This window comes from Enterobacter sp. RIT637 (assembly GCF_019718755.1).
GTDB lineage: Bacteria > Pseudomonadota > Gammaproteobacteria > Enterobacterales > Enterobacteriaceae > Enterobacter.
Genome location: NZ_JAIHAZ010000012.1, coordinates 40,754 through 57,545, shown reverse-complemented (window position 1 = coordinate 57,545; position 16,792 = coordinate 40,754). Strand labels below are relative to the sequence as shown.

Sequence of the window (16,792 nt, the reverse complement as noted above, 5' to 3'; positions counted from 1 at the left end):
TCACGGCAGGCAGTCAATGCCTGCCGTGACATCTAATTACACCATTCCCGCCTTGAGCATTGCGTATAAATCGTGCATAACTCCTTTATGTGCGTTTTGCGGGATGGAAGACCATGAAATTTATTGGAAAGCTGATCATCTATCTTCTGTTAGCTCTGCTTGTGGTAGTGCTGGCATTTTATATTTTGCTTCAGACCCGCTGGGGCGCGTCGCAGGTCAGCAATTGGGTTACGGTAAATACCGATTACGAACTCAACTTTGACCTGATGGATCACCGTTTTTCATCCCCTTCTCACCTCATTCTGGAAAATGTCACCTTTGGTCGTGACGGCAAACCCGCCACTCTGGTAGCAAAAAAAGTCGATATTGGTCTGAGCAGCCGTCAGGTAACCGATCCGCTGCATATGGACACCATTACCCTGTTCGACGGCACGCTGAACCTCTCTCCGCAAACCGCGCCGCTGCCTTTCCAGGCGGACCGCTTGCAGCTAAACAACATGGCCTTTAACAGCCCGAATACGGAATGGGACCTGAGCGCGCAGAAAGTCACGGGCGGCGTCAGCCCGTGGCAGCCTGAGGCGGGCAACGTGCTGGGCAAAAACGCGCAGATTCAGATGAGCGCAGGCTCGCTCACTCTGAACGGCGTCCCGGCCAGCAACGTCCTGATTCAGGGGCAGCTCAACGGTAAAGAGGTGGTGCTGAGCACCATTGGCGCGGATATGGCGCGCGGCTCGCTCACCGGTTCCGCCCTGCGTAACGCTGACGGCAGCTGGATTATCGACAGCATGCGTCTGAATGAAATCCGCCTGCAAAGTGATAAATCGCTGATGGATTTCTTTGCTCCCATCACCACGCTCCCTTCCCTGCAGATTGGTCGGCTGGAAGTAACAGACGCGCGCCTGCAGGGGCCGGACTGGGCGGTGACGGATCTTGATTTGAGCCTGCGCAACCTGACTCTCAGCAAAGGCGACTGGCAGAGCCAGGAAGGCCGCCTGTCCATGAACGCCAGCGAGTTTATCTACGGCTCGCTGCATCTGTTCGACCCGATTCTGAACGCGGAATTCTCCCCGCAGGGTATCGCGCTGCGCCAGTTCACCTCCCGCTGGGAGGGCGGGATGGTACGCACCTCCGGCAACTGGCTGCGCGACGGTAAAGCGCTGGTGCTGGACGATGTTGCCATCGCCGGGCTGGAGTACACCCTGCCTGACAACTGGAAAACGCTGTGGATGGATCCCCTGCCGGAATGGCTGAACAGCGTGACGCTGAAAAAATTCGGCCTGAGCCGCAATCTGGTGATCGACATCGATCCCACCTTCCCGTGGCAGATCACCTCTCTGGACGGCTATGGCGCAAACCTTCAGCTGGCGAAAGATCGCCAGTGGGGCGTCTGGGGCGGCAGCGCAACCCTGAACGGCGCGGCGGCGACCTTTAACCGCGTGGACGTGCGCCGTCCGTCGCTGGCGCTGAATGCCAACGCCGCCACGGTGAACATTACCGACCTGAGCGCCTTTACCGAGAAAGGTATTCTGGAAGCCACGGCGACGGTTTCACAGCTTCCGCAGCGGCAGACCACGGTGAGCCTGAACGGGCGCGGCGTGCCGCTCAACGTGCTGCAACAGTGGGGCTGGCCTGCGCTACCGATTACGGGCGACGGCAATATTCAGCTCACCGCCAGCGGCAGCGTGCAGGCGAATGCCCCGTTGAAGCCGATGGTGAACGGCAAGCTGAACGCGGTGAATATGGATAAACAGCAGGTGCAGCAGACGATGACGGGCGGGGTGGTTTCAACACCAGTGCAATAAACAAGCCGGGTGGCGGCTGCGCCTTACCCGGCCTACGAGGTTTTGGTTCCCTCTCCCTGTGGGAGAGGGTCAGGGTGAGGGCATCAGACCGCACAATTATCGTAGACACAGTAAGCGAAGCGCCACCGGGCATTTTTACGGCTCAGAAGTGAACCACCACCACTTCCCCCTCCGCTTTCACCACCACACCCCACTCGCTGCCCGCGTGTGAACCACCTTCTACGCCGCTCACCTTCTGCACGTTGCGCAAGCACACCGACCAGTTTTGCGCGTCTCCCGCGCCGGTAAAGGTCACGGTGTCGCCCCGGCGTGACGCCTTCAGCGTAAACGCCACGGAGCCGTCCGCCGCAGGCACTTCGCTCACCGCCGTTGCGCCGTCGTCCAGGTTAAACAGCTGGAAGGCCGTCCCCGCGTTCCACGCGTAGTCCGGCTTCTGGTTATTGCTACCCAGCGCCAGCAGCGTGTTGTCGCGCACGTAGACCGGCAGGCTCATGAAATCGTGCTGCTGCTTATGCCAGCGGCTGCCCAGAATTTCGTCGTTGTGCCACAGGTGCGTCCAGCAGCCTTCCGGCAGATAGAACTGCACGTCCCCCGCTTCGGAGAACACCGGCGCAACCATCACCGAATCCCCCAGCATGTACTGACGGTCGAGATAATCGCACGCCGGATCGTCCGGGAACTCCAGCATCATCGCCCGCAGCATCGGCGTGCCGAACTCGCGCGCCAGCGCCGCCTGACGATACAGATACGGCATCAGCTGACACTTCAGCTGCGTGAAGTGGCGCACCACGTCGCAGGACTCGTCATCGTACGCCCACGGCACGCGGTAGGATTTGCTGCCGTGCAGGCGGCTGTGGCTGGAGAACAGCCCGAACGCGCACCAGCGTTTGTAAACGTGCGCCGGAGCGGTGTTTTCGAACCCGCCGATATCGTGGCTCCAGAACCCGAATCCGGACAGGCCAATCGACAGCCCGCCGCGCAGGCTTTCGGCCATCGATTCATAGTTGGCGTAGCAGTCGCCGCCCCAGTGCACCGGGAACTGCTGTGCACCTACGGACGCCGAACGGGCAAACAGCACCGCCTCTTCTTCTCCCACCGTCTCTTTCAGCACGTTCCACACCAGCTCGTTATAGATGTAGGCATAGTGGTTGTGCATCTTCTGCGGATCGGACCCGTCGAACCACTGCACGTCCGTCGGGATACGCTCGCCGAAGTCGGTCTTGAAGCAGTCGACGCCGATCTCCACCAGGCCTTTCAGCTTGTCGGCATACCACCGGCACGCTTCCGGGTTGGTGAAGTCGTAAATCGCCAGCCCCGGCTGCCATTTGTCCCACTGCCACAGGGAGCCGTCCGGGCGCTTGAGCAGGTAGCCCTTCTCTTTCAGCTCCCGGAAGATCGGCGACTTCTGGCCGATGTACGGGTTGATCCACACGCAGACCTTCAGCCCTTTCTCTTTCAGGCGTCGGATCATCCCTTCCGGATCCGGGAAGGTCACCGGGTCCCACTCGAAATCGCACCACTGGAAGGCCTTCATCCAGAAGCAGTCGAAGTGGAACACGTGCAGCGGCAGGTCGCGCTCGGCCATGCCGTCGATAAAGCTGTTCACCGTGGCTTCGTCGTAGTTGGTGGTGAACGAGGTGGTGAGCCACAGGCCGAACGACCAGGCAGGCGGCAGCGCCGGACGCCCGGTGAACTGCGTATAGCGGTTCAGCACCTCTTTCGGCGTCGGGCCGTCGATCACGAAGTACTCGAGATATTCTCCTTCCACGCTGAACTGCACTTTGGAGACCTTCTCGGAGCCAACTTCAAACGAGACGTTTTCCGGATGATTCACCAGCACGCCGTAGCCGCGGTTGGTCAGGTAGAACGGGATATTTTTGTAGGACTGCTCGGTGCTGGTGCCGCCGTCGCGGTTCCAGGTTTCGACCGTCTGACCGTTACGCACCAGCGCGGTAAAGCGCTCGCCCAGACCGTAGACCGTTTCCCCCACGCCCAGATCCAGCCGTTCGAACACGTAATTGCGGTCGGTGTTGCTGTCCTGCACGTAGCCGTTGTTTTTCAGCTGGCTGCCGGTAATGCGCTGGCCATTACGCAGGAAATCCAGCGCCCAGAACTCGCCTTTGGTAACGCGCACGCTGACGCTGCCGCTTTTCAGCTCGGCAAACTCGGCGTTGTTTTCAATCTCTACCTTCACGTCTTTCAGAACGTTCAGCGGATAGTGTGGGCCGTTATTCAGCGCGCCCTGGAAGTGCTCAATGCGCACCCCGACAATCCCTTCCTGCGGGGCAAACAGGCGCACCGTGAACATCAACGTGTCGAGCTGCCAGGTGCGTTCGCGCACGTCGCGCGGCGCAACAAACACCACCAGGTCATTGCCCTGCTGCTCCACGTCGAACACCTGCACCGGATACGTCACGTTCAGTCCCGGTTGAATAAGCCAGTTTCCATCACTGATTTTCATACTCTCGTCCTCTTAGTTCTGTAATTCTTTGCTGACCGGCAGGTTTTCAAACTCCTGCTGGTTGCGGCGCGCGCCCTGCGCCAGCTCGCCCAGGATTTTGGTCAGGAAAGGGGTTTTCAGCGTGTAGTAGCGTTTGGCGATGATGGCGCTCAGCACGTAGCAGACCGCCGGGGCCAGGGTAAACAGGCCGATAATGATGCTGATGGTCGCGCTGTTCTGGGTTTTGGCTGCCGCATCGTAGCCGCCGCCTGCCAGCATCCAGCCGATCATCGCCCCGCCCAGCGCCAGGCCGAGCTTCAGCACGAACAGCGTGCCCGCAAAGCTTATGCCGGTCAGGCGCTTGCCGTTGGTCCATTCGCCGTAGTCGACGGTATCGGACATCATCACCCACTGAATCGGCGTCACCAGCTGGTGCAGCACGCCGATGACGAAGATAAAGGCGAACATCAGCACGGTGGCGTGCATCGGGACGAAGAACATCGCCACGCTGACCACCGCCAGCGCAGCGTTGGTCCACCAGAAGATGCTGACCTTGCACTTCCAGTCGGTGAGCGGTTTCGCCAGCGCGGAGCCAATCAGGTTGCCGACGCAGTAGGTGGTGAGGAACGCGACGAACACCTCCGGCGAGCCCATGATCCAGGTGCAGTAGTACATCATCGCGCCGCCGCGCACGCAGACGGCGAGGATGTTGAGGATGGTGAGCACGCCAACGATGCGCCACTGGTCGTTGTGCCAGATGTCGCGCAGGTCTTCCCGCATGGAGGTGGTGCTCGGCGGCACCTGGATGCGCTCTTTGGTGGTAAAGAAGCAGAACGCCAGCATCAGGAACGCGACTACCGACAGCACGGCGATGCCGCCCTGGAAGCCGAACGCCTTATCGTCGCCGCCAATCAAGTTCACCAGCGGCATCATCAGCACCGTGGAGAGCATGCCGCCCGCGGTCGCCAGCACAAAGCGCCAGGACTGAAGGGAGATACGCTGCGTCGGGTCGTTGGTGATCACGCCGCCCAGCGCGCAGTACGGAATATTGACCACGGTATAGAGCAGGGTCAGCAGGGTGTAGGTAACGGCGGCGTATATCATTTTGCCGTTGAGGCTGAGGTCCGGCGTGGTGTAGGCCAGCACGCAGACGATGCCGAACGGGATAGCGCCGAACAAAATCCACGGACGGAACTTGCCCCAGCGGCTGCGGGTGCGGTCGGCAATCAGGCCCATGCACGGGTCGGAAATCGCATCCAGCGCGCGCGCCAGCAGGAACATGGTGCCGACAAACCCGGCGGGAATGCCGAAAATATCGGTGTAGAAAAACATCATGTACAACATGACGTTATCAAAAATGATGTGGCTGGCAGCGTCTCCCATGCCGTAGCCAATCTTCTCTTTTACTGACAATACTTCGCTCATCTTTTTTTATCCTTCACGCTGTAGGGGGCGCTGAGACCGGTTGCATTGGTTTTAAACCATTGTTTCAAAGGCGGGTATTGCGTTTTCTGGTTAGCAGATTACGTTTCTTGTTTTTTGTGATCGCGGTAAATGTTGAGAGCACGGTGGGCTAACATGAGGATTTTCTTAGGAATTAACTGAAACAGGGGTGTACAGGTCAAAAGAGAGGTGAAAAAAGTGGTGTGGGGTATGTGGTAAATGTCTGAAAGTAGCTATAATGCGCCCCGCCTCCATGTAGCAATCGAGGCGCGGAAGATCGTCATCTCCGGTGAGGTGGCTGGACTTCAAATCCAGTTGGGGACGCCAGCGTTCCCGGGCAGGTTCGACTCCTGTGATCTTCCGCCAAAAATTTCTACTCAGATAATTTTATCCTTTATTCACAAACTTTATATCGTAAAACTTCGCCATGTTATTCAGGTAGATACCACGAAATCTTATCTTGTATGTCAATAGGGATATTTTCTACTTTATTAAAAACAATATCATCCTCACTAATATATTTAATATGTTCTTCGACTAAATCAATATCTTCAGGAGAAAAACCATATCTAAGTAATAAAGTATGAATAGGATTTAATGTTCCATATTTAAGCAACCCCATTATTTTCATGGCATTATTATCTTTAGTCTTTTCATAATAAACGCGGAATGCTCCCATAAACGCATCCGTGAGTGAAAATGAGATTACAGTATCTAAATAGTCATACGTGTCGAATACAATTCGATCATAACTTACATTCTTAGCTTTAATATTATTGAACATTGAATATGCATTTTCTAAATTAATATCGGGGATTTTACTCGCTGGTTGTATAAATGGAGCATCACCATTTCTATTTTCATCACGATTAGAAGCGTAGCTATATCTCATCCCAACGATTTCCTTAAAAGATTTACCTTGGATAAGGTAAAAGAGTATTGTTATTGCATTATCAAAGACGTTACTCTCTCCTTTCAATAAATCCCTGCCGATATAAGACTCAAAAACAAACTTTAGATTTGAACGAACTATCTCTCTTTTTATTTTATTGCGTTCACCTTTAAGAGAACTGCCATCAGCATTTTCAAATATGATACCTAATGCCTCTTTAATACAAAAAATAACGTCCACTCCAGATATTCTATTTATTCTTGAAACTGGAAGATTATAATTTTCATCAAATGAACCATCAAAAATTGAAGAAACAAACTCATTCATGTCATGAGTGGGATCATCTAAAACATTTTCCAAAATTGAATTCTCACTCATTTTAAATATTGAAGTTATTCTCTGAGCAAGCAACTCTGGGCTTTTTGTATAAACATAACCATAGTCGAATACATTTTCTTTTGTTAACCTGCCACTTCGTCCTATTAGATTTTTAAATGCTAATCCTCGCTCTTTATCATTATCAGCCTGGATTCGCATGTTCACTAGCCAAATAATATCAAACGGCATATTTATACCTTGAGCTAATGTGCTTGTAGCAAAACAGATTTTTGCATAACCGCTCCTGATAAAATCCTCAATAAGAAATCTTACTTCCAATGGAACTGAACCATGATGAATCACGACACCAATTTTAAGAAGATCAACTAAGGTTGATTTATGACCGTGGTTATTAGCGCCCAATAACTCTTCAACTTTAGATATAATATTTAGAGCTTTTTTATTAGAGATAGCATTAAAGCGATTTATAAACTTTTCAAAATCCTTTTTGAAATGACCATTGTATAATGAAGCTTTCGATACATATATTAGTACTGATTTTGAACCATCAAAAGCAAAATCTTCGAATGAACCATCGAAAGGAACAGCTTTATTAAGTAAATGTCCTTTTTTTATATAAGGAGAGAAGTAATAATCTTTCTCATTCGAATGTTTAAAAACAAAAACTTTCCCAACAGTATTATGCGGATAAGCGTGTGAGTAAGACTTGCTGAGATCCAATCCATGTTTTTGCATTTGTGCATTAGGATTTTCAACAAATGGATGGGCAAAAACCAATTTCGCATTTTCAAAATTTGACTTTATTCTTCTTACCAGAGCATCAAATGTAACTCCTCTTTCCTTTTCTTCACAGACTTGTGCTTCATCAAAGAAAAATAAGTCTATTCTTAACTTATTGCGGATTGGGAATAAATCTCTTGCTCTTTCAGGGGTTAAAATAAAAATGTGTCGCAGACCTATTCTGTTGTTGAATATTATGTCAGCAAAAGAGGATATCATTATATTTTTTGATTTTCCAAATTTATCCCTGAGATTATTTATATATTCAGCAATTAAGGCCCTCGAAGGAACAATTATAACAACATCCCCTTTTAATTCTTCAATGTAGTCTTTTACAGAGAATGATTTTCCAGCACTTGTTGGCGCGGAAATAGAAACATATTTTTCTTCTTGAATCGCTAATCTTATACTAGCCTGGACAGGCGTTAAGTATTCCTTAAAAAGACTGTGGTTTGTTCTTCCGATTCCTGACAATATAAATGAAAACAAATCATCTGGTTTAGTATTTTTATAAAACAACCCTAACTCCAAAACTATCCTATCTTCATAGAAAGAAAAATCTTTTTGATGGAATAATTTATAATAGGTTAACTTTTCTAATAATTTGTTGTCTATTGGACCTTTTGTATGTAGCTGCAGAAGCAAAGATTCAATACTCTCGCTGGGATTTACATCTTCTTTTATCTTCAGAATTGCTGTTTTCATTTACAAATCACCCCCACAAGATATACTACCCTGCACTTACTTAAGAGATTTTTTTGCTTCACACTTTCTAAAGCATTTTTAATAATAAGATCATAGTTTTCAGAGTTTATAGAAAATGCAGCAACCACACCGAAAGACTCGTTGTCTAGGTTGTCACAAGCTTCTTCCCCAGCCAAATTTTCCAAATGAAGTACATCTCTTAGATGTTTTTCTACATTTATAAAATCAATAATTTGTGTTAAAGCATCACCATGGGGATTAGAAATACCTGAATACTTTGCCTCACCAAAATTGACCATATTTTTAGGACAAACTGTATGAAAATCAAATCCTTCATTCTGTTTTTTTTGAGGTTTCCAAAGCTCTGCTATTGGAAGAGAAACATGATTGAAAAGTTTATTTAATGCCCTTGACGCTCCCATTGAAACCATTATCTCACCAAATTCAACGCCAATATCCTTTTCAGATGAAGATTGAGCTTTTATTTTGTTGAATATATCAACTAATAATTTCGAAGTTTCCTCTACAGTATACCTATAACATCTTTGTGTACGAGCATCCAAATCCATCATCCATGATTTATCCAAAACTATTTTCGTTAATTCTTCTGCAATTTTATTTATGGTTTTTATTCTTATTACACATATTTTCACCATTACTTCAGCGCTGGTTAATTCATCATAGTAACATCCCCAATCAACATCATCTTGTGTTCTAACAATATTTTTATTATTCATATAAATCAGCCCTTATTCTTTGAAATAATGAATAACTGTCTAACTGAAAAAAATATTATTCTGAAAGAAAGAATTAATTTTGATTTGATTAATCTACAACGATTAGAGGTAAGTAACAATGCTGTTTAAATAAACAGCACTTCACTCAAAAGACTTATTCATAACAGTTATAGATGTATACTCTATTGCTTGTTGAGCCTTAATTTACAAGCTTCCTTCACCCACTTACTAAAATTCCCTTTCCCCGCGGCCTTCTCAATCTTTTCTAAAAGCTCATCCTCAAACCGAATGTTCTTCATCGTGCTCTTAGTGCGGTCAAAATTTGGTTTCTTTTTTTCTTGCATGGTAGGTACCACTTCGGTTAATTTATCTGCATGTGGTACCTACCACATGGATTTAGAATTCTGACAACGCCCAGCAGTGTTGGAGCACTAAAGGGCGTCTAACCTCACCAACTATCAAGGAGTTGATTATTGCTGATTCGCATTCTACCTCAGACACCGACCAATCCGGAACCGAGCGTTCGTTAATTGTGGGATACCGCCCGAATGTTTTCGACAAATCCACGCCGAAAATCATTCTTTCCGGCAAGTGGCTGCGCGCAGCGGGCTTTGATACCGGACAGCAGGTCACGGTAAAGGTCATGAAAGGGTGCATCGTTCAGGTGGCGTATAACGAGCAGGAGCAGAGGTTGCAGGATGATTATAAACGGACGAAAGCAAAGCTTATTGAGATAGAGAACGCGCTTGCAGCGATCCAAATTCCGCATGCTGGAAAGCGCCTCGCAAAATCAAATACAAACGTCCTAGCTTAGCGGCTGTTTCTGGCATACTACAAGTGAGTTGGGTTAATCTTTAAAAAGAGGGAGGCGACATATGAGATGTCTCCCTACATGAAATCCTCTTTTTATTTTTCAATAAGCTTTAGCACATTCTTTCTATCTATTGATAGATAGAAAATATTCATTGCACTAATTGTTAATGTTTTATCGAATTTATTGTTGGAGGCTTTGCAAGTCCAGTCACATTTTAATTTCGCTTCGTATATTAAGATTTTAGTGAGACCAACATCGACGGATAATTTTTATTTTGAACAAGGCACCATATAAAAAGAAGAAGTAAAAATCATGAGAATATTTGAGATGGCCATTCTAAAAGTGGACTATAATGAATAGTATTAAGCTCTGGTTAAAAGAACAAGTTCTCTTCATTCTTCGAGGCTTAGTGCCATTACTATGTGTCATTATTTTTGCCTTGTTTGCCGTAACATGGCTACCAGAAAAAACCGCAATGAATTTAATATGGATTTTTATTACAATCGTAGGCTTCTACATTCTTTTATCAAAAAGACCATAACTGCTCTTTACAATTATTAAGTTCAGTACGCTAACTAACTCATTTAGACCCCTCCCTATAGGGAGAGGGGTCCATCTTAACTACGGCATCACTGAGGCACCTTATTCCAGTGATCCTCATATTTAATGTGTCCCTCCAGATAAAACCACTCGATACCGCGATAACGGATCCCGATGCTTTCCATCATATTGTGGCCAGGCGCCCCTGGAACCCAGGTATGGGCAGCATCGACGGACATAATCACGATACTATCCAACGTTATGCGGTAAACCTCGAATTCCAATCCTGCTTCGTTCACATCGTAGTAATGGATAACCGCTTTCTGTAGCCTTTTGCTTTGACATAAGGCATCAGCAAAGTAAGGGGACGTTTTGTCGATCTGCTTATGGATTGTGAATGCCCCATGTTCTCTGGCCCCCATAAGATTGCCTGTGCTGGCGCTGCAAACCTGATGTATGTGGTAATTGCTGTTAAGGATCTCAATCGCGCCTTCTCTGCCCGAAACGTTGCAGCTGCCTTTGATCGGGTTTCCATTTTCATCATAAAGAAACATATATGCGGGTAATGACATTGATTTTCCTCTCAATGATAATTTATGACTCTGCCATCATTATCTTTAAAAAATGGATAATAATAATTTCGCTCATTCAAGGTATAAGAGATTTCATAGGCATAGCCAGCTGGCAAGGCAATATCAATACAACTATCAGGATATGAACGGTTTTCAAATTCAGCGGTAGCAAGCTCTTTATATTCGCCGTGTTGCACAGACGAAACAGAATATCCATTCATTATCTCTTTTTCGTCAACACTAAAACAAATATGATTTCCATTTATCATGACCGCTCGCTGCTCAGGAATATTAAGATTTTCACCAGGACAACCGGTCAGCATTGAGATAATCGGAATGACTAGAATTTTTAGTTTCACTGTGGAAAGTCCCCTAAAATAGCTTCATACCGCCTGAGGAGATCCTGCTTTTCTTCCGATGGGTCGTAATCAATGAGTTTATGCAGGTTGCTGCGGGGATCAAATCCATAGGTATTAAGCAGCCAGAAATCACTGACGATAGAGGCTTGTTGCTCGAGACCGTAATCGAGCAAATGATCTTTATCTAAATGGTAGGAATAGTCGACAGCCCAGGAGAAAGCTCCACGAAGGCGTACCATCATACCGTGCTGATGCTGCCAGACATGCATCATTTCATGCAGAAAAAGATGTGCTCCGACGATACGAGACATTCTTTGATGGGACATGGAAAAGTCGTTTTCATACGTGCCTTCCATAAAGTAAATCTCACCATTTGGCGTCATTGCGGTTCTGAAGTTCTGTATATTGAAGGGCAAATAACTTCCCCGATGAATCCACACTTCATTATAACGAATACTTAAACCATAAAGCGTTTTGGCAAGATTGATTTCACCGAGTGTTAGCAGTCGTACTCCGCCAATTTTTATTCCATCACTCATCTGCACTCTCCTTTTACGAGAGCAATATTAATATCACCGTAACTTAATACAATTATTTTTTTAATGAATGATAAGGGTGTAATTATATTCCTCAGAAATTACGGTAACGTTTTAAATTATCTACTGATTATTTATACTCACCCAACCGCATATGCAGCAACGGAAACGGATTCCCCTGCCCGTCCAGTTCCGAGCGTCCGACCTGCTCAAACCCCATATGGCGATAAAACGCGACGCCCTGCGGGTTCTGCTCATTCACGTCCACCTCGTTCGCGCCGAACTCTGCGATGGCGTATTGCAGCAGTAGTTTCCCGACGCCCTTCCCACGGCTCGCGTCGTCCACAAACAGCATTTCAATGCGGTTTTCATCCACGCCTAAAAAGCCGTGAATAACGCCTGCGTCATCGCGAGCTAACACGACCTTGAGGTTAGGCAGATAGGCGTTGAGCAATAGCGGGCGCAGCGCCGCAATATCGCTTTCCTGTAAAAAGTGATGGGTGGCGCGAACGGAGGATTCCCAGATCGCGACCAGACGTTCGAAGTGTGTGGGGAGTGCGGTTTCTATTTTCATGGGGGGATCATGTGCGGTTTAGGACGTTAATTCAAGTAACTCCGTGCGCCCTGTTCCCACCTCACCCTAACCCTCTCCCTCAGGGAGAGGGAACAGATCGAGCTAAACCCTAATCTCCATCACCGCATACACCCCGTCCTTCGGCACCACCACGGTGACGTTTTCCACCGGTACGCCCGCCGCGAGGTGGATATCCTGCAGCTGCTGTAACGACCTCGGGTAAATATCCTCCCAGCCGATACCCCGCAGCACAAAGTCAATTTGCGGGCTGCTGGTGAGCATGTTCGACACAATCACCGCCCCGCCGGGTTTGACCAGCCGCAGGGCGCGCTGGAGAAAAATCACCGCATCGGTATCGTTGAAGTATTCGAAGATCCCCAGCGCGTCGACCAGTTCGGCCTGATGCTCGCCCAGCTCAAGCAGCAGGTCCTCGTTACGCACCAGCGTATGGAGCAGGTTGCGCCTGAGCAGCGTCAGCTGTTCACCCACCACAATCCCTTCCTGCGCCGCCATGGTTTCGGCCCAGCTGAGCGCCACCGGGTCTTTGTCTACCAGCGTGAGATAGACCTGCTGGCCGTCGAGCCTGGCTTCGCGCAGCGCCTCCAGCACCGGGATGGCGGCGCCGCTCGCGAGGCTGACCCAGTTATTTTCACTTTCGTTGTGAATGTACTTCTCCACCAGCGCGGCCAGCACGCGGGCGCGGGAGCGCACGCCGATGGCATCATTGGCGTGGATAAACCACTGGCGGCTGTCGCTGTCCATTTTTGTGCCGTCGGGCAGGCGGTCTTCCAGCGGGTTTTGCACCACAAACAGCGCCAGCGCGGAGGGCACCAGCCGGGTGCGCCACGCGGTGAGCGCCGGGCGGTTGCGAAAGGCCTGTTCGGAATAACGGTTCTGCGGGACAAGCACCGCCTGGCCGCCCTCTTCCCACTCAACAAACGGAGGGCGGAGTGCCGGATCGGCTTTCAGTGCCCGATCGAGGGCATTTATCTCCCGGACGGCATCGCCTTTCATCGGCCACCGATCGCTGACGTCGGGGAAGGACGCACTGAAAATCGTCATATTTTCCGGTGCATCGCCGCGAAAAGGCTGCCAGTTCATGTCGTCTTCCCTCCGTTAGGCTTTTAACGGAAGTCTATCCAGGCGGGCCAGTAATACCCTACGAAGAAAGCACGATCTTCATTGCTTCACCCACACCAATTGATCGGTTCGGAAGCCCAGACCGCGCGCGGTATTCAGGTAATCCTGCTTCACCGCATCCGGGATGGTTGGCGTGCGCGACAGGATCCACAGGTAGTCGCGGTTCGGGCCGCTGACCAGCGCGTACTGATACTTATCGTCGAGTTTGATCACGTTATACCCGCCGTAGAACGGGCCGAAGAACGACACCTTCAGCGCAGCCGTGGTAGGTTCGCCGGTAAAGTAGGCTTTACCCTCGCTCTCGTTCCACTTGTTCTTCACCGGGTCGTAGCCGCGGTTAAGCACGCTGATCCCGCCGTCGCTGCGCTTGCCGTAGGTGGCGGTAACCTGCTCCAGGCCGCGTTCAAAGCGGTTTTCCAGGCGGGCGACTTCGTACCATTTGCCGAGATAGCGGCTGGCGTCAAAACCAGAAATCGGCTGCACGCCCTTCGGCGGCGTGGGGGATTTACAGGCGACCAGCGTCAGGGCAATGGCAACACCGGTCACAACAGGCCATAGCTTCATGAGAATTCCTTTCATTTGCACGATTGGAAATTAAGTGTAGTGCACCGCGGCGGCGCTTCATCCCGTCCGCGAAAATTCGTAGTATATTGAGAGTATTCCTCAACTCTGGACACGGACATGGCTTACTCCATCGGCGAATTCGCCAGACTCAGCGGGATCACCGCCACTACGCTGCGGGCCTGGCAGCGGCGCTACGGCTTACTCAAGCCTCAGCGCACGGAGGGCGGCCACCGCCAGTACAGCGATGAGGACGTCCAGCAGGCGCTAAAAATCCTCGACTGGGTAAAAAAAGGCGTCCCGATTGGTCAGGTCAAACCGCTGCTGGAGCGACCCACGTCGCGCCTGACCAACAACTGGCTCACGCTGCAGCAGAGCATGTTACAGCGCCTGCAGGACGGCAAAATCGAGTCCCTGCGCCAGATGATTTACGATGCCGGTCGCGAGTACCCCAGACCAGAACTGGTTGCGAACGTGCTGCGCCCGCTGCGCAGTCAGATATCGGCAAACGTCGCCGCCGCCATGACCCTGCGCGAGATCCTCGACGGCATCATCATCGCCTACACCTCGTTTTGCCTGGAAGGCGATAAAAAAGCGCCGGGCGACAACATCCTGCTCAGCGGCTGGTACCTGAATGACCCGTGCGAAGTCTGGCTCGAAGCCTTAACACGCACCGGACAAGGTCACCGTATTGATATTTTACCCACGCCGCCCGCCACGCTGGCTCCGGAGATTTTCCCGGACCGCCACTGGCTTCTGGTCACGCGCGGTAAACTCACCGCCGCGCGCAAAAAGCAGGTGGAACAGTGGCAGCAGCAGGTATCGCTTGAAGTGATTATGCTCTAATCATTTTCTCCTGCGGGAATGTTCACGAAAAGTTGAATATTTTCCCGCGCCACAAATGCTAACGTTTTCCTGTGACTGACAACTCCACAGGAAAACACAATGAAAAAAACTGCCTCTCTGCTGATGCTGACCACCCTGGCCTTTGCCCCAGCCGCCTTTAGCGCCCCTGCCGGCACGCTGAGCGTACACATTCTCGACCAGCAAACCGGGATGCCGCCGTCGGACGTCACCGTCACGCTGGAAAAACAGCAGCAGGACAAATGGACCCCAATTGCCAGCGGCAAAACCGACCATGACGGCCGCATCAAATCGCTTTATCCGCAGGATCAGGATATGCAGCCCGGCGTCTATAAAGTGACGTTTAAAACCGCCGATTACTTCCACGGGAAGAAGCTGGATTCCTTCTTCCCGGAGATCCCGGTGCTGTTCACCGTCACCCGCACCAACGAAAAGCTGCACATCCCTCTCTTGCTGAGCCAGTACGGTTATTCAACTTACAAGGGCAGTTAAGTCGCATTGATTTTAAAGGGAAATAAAAAATAATTCCGCTAATACTTGGACAAATTAGCCATGTTGTGTAAGTTTTAAAAGAGAAGAACGGGAGGACCACACCATGACAACGAAACCTGTGCTCGGTATTAGCGGATGTTTGACCGGGTCTGCCGTTCGCTTCGACGGCGGCCACAAGCGTATGGGCTTTGTCATGGATGAACTGGCCCAGTGGGTGAGCTTCAGGCCCGTTTGCCCGGAAATGGCGATTGGCCTGCCGACGCCACGCCCGGCCATACGCCTGACGCTGGCGGACAGCGGCGAAACGCAGCTGCGCTTCAGCAAGCCGCCTCATGATGACATTACGCAGAAAATGGCCGACTTTACGGTGGACTATCTGCCAAAAATCGGCGATCTGTCGGGATTTATCGTCTGTGCGAAATCGCCAAGCTGCGGCATGGAACGCGTGCGGCTGTATGATGAAAACGGCAACCGGGGCCGCAAGGAGGGTGTCGGGCTGTTCACCGCTGCCCTTCTTGAAACCTATCCGTGGCTGCCCGTGGAGGAAGACGGTCGGCTGCATGACCCAGTGCTGCGGGAAAACTTTATCGAACGGGTATTTGCCCTGCACGAGCTGAACACGCTGCGCGCTAAAGGTCTGACGCGCCGTGGGCTGCTGGATTTCCACAGCCGCTATAAATTGCAGCTGCTGGCGCACCATCAGGCGGGCTACCGCGAGATCGGCCCGTTCGTTGCGTCGCTGCACGAGTGGGAAGATCTGGACGCCTTCTTCGTGGCGTACCGCGAAAAGCTGATGGCGATCCTGAAAAAACCCGCCTCGCGGAAAAACCACACCAACGTGCTGATGCATATTCAGGGCTATTTCCGTAACCAGCTGAACAGCCGCCAGCGCGTCGAACTGCGCGATGTGATCCTGCACTATCGCGACGGGCTGCTGCCCATCCTCGCGCCGCTGACGCTGCTGAAACACTACATGGCCGAATACCCTGACCGGTATCTGATGACGCAAAACTACTTTGATCCCTATCCTGATGATTTGGGTCTGCGTCTGGCAGTAACCTGATGATAAAAATGCGAAGGCCCAATTGACCCATAGAGGCCCAAAGCAGTACCCCGTTTAGACGACATCCTCACTGTCGTCTCTTTTTTGCATTCCACACAAAAGACTGTAATTATATACAGGATTGTTACGCAAAAAAGGG

General features: G+C 50.3%; 16 protein-coding genes and 1 tRNA gene. 6 read left to right on the top strand and 11 right to left on the bottom strand.

The annotated features are described in order from the left end of the window. Nucleotides 1-113: 113 nt before the first annotated feature. Nucleotides 114-1,802 (top strand): AsmA family protein, encoded by a 1,689-nt coding sequence (locus tag K5E19_RS16715; RefSeq protein WP_221552193.1) that lies wholly within the window; start codon nucleotides 114-116, stop codon nucleotides 1,800-1,802. 142 nt (nucleotides 1,803-1,944) lie between these two features. On the opposite strand, the gene yicI is transcribed toward K5E19_RS16715, so the two are convergent. Beyond that, nucleotides 1,945-4,263, bottom strand: coding sequence for an alpha-xylosidase (yicI, locus tag K5E19_RS16710; RefSeq protein WP_221552192.1), 2,319 nt, complete (start codon nucleotides 4,261-4,263; stop codon nucleotides 1,945-1,947). A 12-nt stretch (nucleotides 4,264-4,275) separates the two neighbouring features. Continuing rightward, on the bottom strand, nucleotides 4,276-5,667 hold the full coding sequence (locus K5E19_RS16705; protein WP_221552191.1) for a glycoside-pentoside-hexuronide family transporter: 1,392 nt from the start codon (nucleotides 5,665-5,667) through the stop codon (nucleotides 4,276-4,278). A gap of 289 nt (nucleotides 5,668-5,956) precedes the next feature. Between K5E19_RS16705 and K5E19_RS16700 the strand changes: the two genes are divergently transcribed. Then, nucleotides 5,957-6,051 (top strand) — tRNA-Sec (locus tag K5E19_RS16700). 64 nt (nucleotides 6,052-6,115) lie between these two features. Here K5E19_RS16700 and K5E19_RS16695 read toward each other — a convergent pair. The 3 genes from K5E19_RS16695 to K5E19_RS16685 form a co-directional block, all read right to left on the bottom strand. After that, nucleotides 6,116-8,401 carry a DEAD/DEAH box helicase gene (locus K5E19_RS16695; protein ID WP_221552190.1) on the bottom strand — a complete coding sequence of 762 codons (2,286 nt, stop codon included), beginning with the start codon at nucleotides 8,399-8,401 and terminating at the stop codon, nucleotides 6,116-6,118. After that, nucleotides 8,398-9,138, bottom strand: coding sequence for a hypothetical protein (locus K5E19_RS16690; protein WP_221552189.1), 741 nt, complete (start codon nucleotides 9,136-9,138; stop codon nucleotides 8,398-8,400). The genes K5E19_RS16695 and K5E19_RS16690 overlap by 4 nt, the downstream gene beginning before the upstream one ends. A gap of 182 nt (nucleotides 9,139-9,320) precedes the next feature. Continuing rightward, nucleotides 9,321-9,482, bottom strand: coding sequence for a YlcI/YnfO family protein (locus K5E19_RS16685; RefSeq protein WP_221552188.1), 162 nt, complete (start codon nucleotides 9,480-9,482; stop codon nucleotides 9,321-9,323). Between the two features lie 128 nt (nucleotides 9,483-9,610). Here K5E19_RS16685 and K5E19_RS16680 point away from each other — a divergent pair, with 128 nt between their 5' ends. Beyond that, nucleotides 9,611-9,952 carry a SymE family type I addiction module toxin gene (locus K5E19_RS16680; protein ID WP_221552245.1) on the top strand — a complete coding sequence of 114 codons (342 nt, stop codon included), beginning with the start codon at nucleotides 9,611-9,613 and terminating at the stop codon, nucleotides 9,950-9,952. Between the two features lie 629 nt (nucleotides 9,953-10,581). Here the strand turns inward: K5E19_RS16680 and K5E19_RS16675 are convergent. The 6 genes from K5E19_RS16675 to K5E19_RS16650 all read right to left on the bottom strand — a co-directional run bounded on the left by K5E19_RS16675 (nucleotide 10,582) and on the right by K5E19_RS16650 (nucleotide 14,237). Further along, the gene (locus tag K5E19_RS16675; RefSeq protein ID WP_221552187.1) at nucleotides 10,582-11,064 is read right to left on the bottom strand and encodes a type VI secretion system tube protein TssD; all 483 of its coding nucleotides are present in this window, start codon (nucleotides 11,062-11,064) and stop codon (nucleotides 10,582-10,584) included. An 11-nt stretch (nucleotides 11,065-11,075) separates the two neighbouring features. Next, nucleotides 11,076-11,423 (bottom strand): putative T6SS immunity periplasmic lipoprotein, encoded by a 348-nt coding sequence (locus tag K5E19_RS16670; RefSeq protein ID WP_311775521.1) that lies wholly within the window; start codon nucleotides 11,421-11,423, stop codon nucleotides 11,076-11,078. Then, nucleotides 11,420-11,962: a type IV secretion protein Rhs gene (locus tag K5E19_RS16665; protein WP_221552186.1), complete on the bottom strand. Its 543-nt coding sequence runs from the start codon at nucleotides 11,960-11,962 to the stop codon at nucleotides 11,420-11,422. The genes K5E19_RS16670 and K5E19_RS16665 overlap by 4 nt, the downstream gene beginning before the upstream one ends. Nucleotides 11,963-12,089: 127 nt before the next feature. Then, nucleotides 12,090-12,533, bottom strand: a complete 444-nt coding sequence (locus tag K5E19_RS16660) for an acetyltransferase (protein WP_221552184.1) — start codon at nucleotides 12,531-12,533, stop codon at nucleotides 12,090-12,092. Nucleotides 12,534-12,635: 102 nt separating this feature from the next. Then, nucleotides 12,636-13,634, bottom strand: coding sequence for a class I SAM-dependent methyltransferase (locus tag K5E19_RS16655; RefSeq protein WP_221552181.1), 999 nt, complete (start codon nucleotides 13,632-13,634; stop codon nucleotides 12,636-12,638). 78 nt (nucleotides 13,635-13,712) lie between these two features. Next, a complete protein-coding gene (locus K5E19_RS16650) occupies nucleotides 13,713-14,237 on the bottom strand; it encodes a lipocalin family protein (protein WP_221552179.1) in 525 nt (174 codons plus the stop codon). Between the two features lie 117 nt (nucleotides 14,238-14,354). Here K5E19_RS16650 and K5E19_RS16645 point away from each other — a divergent pair, with 117 nt between their 5' ends. The 3 genes from K5E19_RS16645 (at nucleotide 14,355) to K5E19_RS16635 (ending at nucleotide 16,653) form a co-directional block, all read left to right on the top strand. Continuing rightward, nucleotides 14,355-15,080, top strand: a complete 726-nt coding sequence (locus tag K5E19_RS16645) for a MerR family transcriptional regulator (RefSeq protein WP_221552177.1) — start codon at nucleotides 14,355-14,357, stop codon at nucleotides 15,078-15,080. Nucleotides 15,081-15,179: 99 nt separating this feature from the next. Beyond that, nucleotides 15,180-15,590: a hydroxyisourate hydrolase gene (uraH, locus tag K5E19_RS16640; protein WP_042714413.1), complete on the top strand. Its 411-nt coding sequence runs from the start codon at nucleotides 15,180-15,182 to the stop codon at nucleotides 15,588-15,590. 103 nt (nucleotides 15,591-15,693) lie between these two features. Further along, complete coding sequence (locus K5E19_RS16635; RefSeq protein ID WP_221552175.1) at nucleotides 15,694-16,653, top strand: DUF523 and DUF1722 domain-containing protein; 960 nt, start codon at nucleotides 15,694-15,696, stop codon at nucleotides 16,651-16,653. Nucleotides 16,654-16,792 lie beyond the last annotated feature (139 nt).